At 78.2% G+C, this 1,042-nt stretch carries 2 protein-coding genes; one reads left to right on the top strand and one right to left on the bottom strand.

Features of this window, described 5'->3' with window-relative positions; all coding sequences use genetic code 11:
- Positions 1–391 (top strand): helix-turn-helix domain-containing protein (locus tag G3I53_RS19895; protein ID WP_164438608.1); only part of this gene is annotated, 391 nt, incomplete at its 5' end.
- A 27-nt stretch (positions 392–418) separates the two neighbouring features.
- Here the strand turns inward: G3I53_RS19895 and G3I53_RS19890 are convergent.
- Positions 419–1,042 (bottom strand): glycosyltransferase (locus tag G3I53_RS19890; protein ID WP_164438607.1); only part of this gene is annotated, 624 nt, incomplete at its 5' end.

Below are 1,042 nucleotides of genomic sequence, written 5' to 3'. Positions count from 1 at the left end.
CGCGGCGGCGGGGCTGCGGCACGCGGCGGAGACGGCTGCGGCCGCGCAGGGCCTGCCGGAGCGGCCCTGGTACGACGCCCGCCGGCTGGACATCGACCTGCTGCTGTGGCGGCTGCGCGACCACCCGGACCTGGCGGCCTTCGTGAACCGGGCGATCGGCCCGGTGCTGGAGCACGACCGCCGTTCCCGGCCGCCGCTGCTGCCGACGCTGCAGACGTATCTGGCGCACGCGGGACGCAAGGCGGAGACGGCGCGGGAGCTGCACCTGAACCGGCAGACGCTCTACAACCGCCTGGCCCGCCTGGGCGAGTTGCTGGGCAGCGACCTGGACGACCCGCACACGGTGCTGGCGCTGAGCCTGGCGCTGCGGGCCCGGCGGCACGTGCCCTGACCCGGCACCCGCCGGCCGCGGGCGCGGTCAGATCAGTGGCAGCGGGCGGGTCAGCTCGTCGTACACGCTGAGCACCTGGGCGACCGTCTCGTCCTCGCTGGGCCAGCCGGCCGCCTGCCGGGCGCCCCGGGCGCGCAGTTCCTCCCGGCGCGCCGGGTCCGCGAGCAGGCGCAGGGCGGCGTCGGCGAGGGCGCGGGCGTTGCCGTAGGGGACGAGTTCGGCGGCGTCCCCGACGAGTTCCGGGGTGCCGCCCACCCGGGTCGCCACCAGCGGCACGCGCGCGTGCAGGGCGTCCTGGGCGAACAGGGAGCGCGCCTCCCACCGGCTGGGCAGCAGCGCGACGTCGGCGGCGGCGAGCAGGTCGGTGACGTCGTCGCGCCGGCCGAGGAGGCGCACCGGCAGGTCCTCCTGCTCGATCCGGCGCTGGAGTTCGCCCCGCAGCGGCCCCTCCCCGGCGACGACGACCAGCGGAGGCGGGTCGAGCCGCCGCCAGGCGTGCGCGGCGTCCAGCAGGGTGCGGTAGCCGCGGTACCGCTCCAGGGCCCCCACGGCGATCATCAACGGGCGCCCGGTGGCGCCGAGTTCGGCCCGCACCTTGGGCCGCAGCCGGTCGGGGTCGAGGGGGTCGGAGGCAGGGCGCGGGGCGGGCAG

This window comes from Streptomyces sp. SID14436, assembly GCF_010548465.1.
Lineage (GTDB): Bacteria > Actinomycetota > Actinomycetes > Streptomycetales > Streptomycetaceae > Streptomyces.
The sequence above is the reverse complement of the archived record's forward strand: the minus strand, read 5'-3'. Positions and strand labels throughout refer to the sequence as shown.